The sequence below is a fragment of the Vibrio sp. 2132-1 genome (assembly GCF_033344315.1).
The window spans coordinates 1-628 of record NZ_JAWPON010000483.1; the positions used below are offsets into that span (position 1 = coordinate 1).

Below are 628 nucleotides of genomic sequence, written 5' to 3' on the forward strand. Positions count from 1 at the left end.
CGTTCTTACCTAAATATTCCGATAGGGTACGAATGTTCCATTGGTCCATGTAGTTAAGCGCGACTTTCGCATCTTCGTCATTTACTGCCATGATGCGACCCATCAGCTTCACAAGGTTGCTGTCTACGCGAACCACTTCGTCGACAGAAGCTGGCACTTCACCTTGCCAATCTTGTGCTGCAAACATGAACTGGCCGCCTTTTGTGCCACGAGTACGAGAACTGAACGCTGCGTTGGTGTAGTGGCCCATGTCCATTGTGTGCAAGATCCAGTAACGGCCTTCATCCATATCAGGCACGCTCACAATGACAGGTTCTGCAGCAACATCTAACCAGCCCATAAGGTGAAGCGTATCGTTATTAATGGTTGGGTGAGCGGTGTAAGAGTCATCAGCTAGAGCACGAATATTCTGAAAGCGGTTGAGCGGATAGTTGTTTTCTACCGCCGTGTGATAGAAAAACTTGTACGCTTCATCAATAGAGTATCCGTAGATATAAGCATCTTCTGCAAGATCAACATTGGTGTTAGCCGCAAATACAGGGCTGGCACCTAGCGCTGATAATCCCAATAGAGTAACGAGTAATTTTTGTTTCATGGCTGGTTTCATCCATTTGGTTGTGAGGATATG

The 628-nt window shown here is 46.7% G+C and carries 1 protein-coding gene; it reads right to left on the reverse strand.

The annotated features are described in order from the left end of the window. The coding region (locus R8N47_RS26180) for a DUF1254 domain-containing protein (protein ID WP_318186226.1) at window positions 1–595 on the reverse strand (595 nt) is incomplete at its 3' end. Window positions 596–628: the final 33 nt, after the last annotated feature.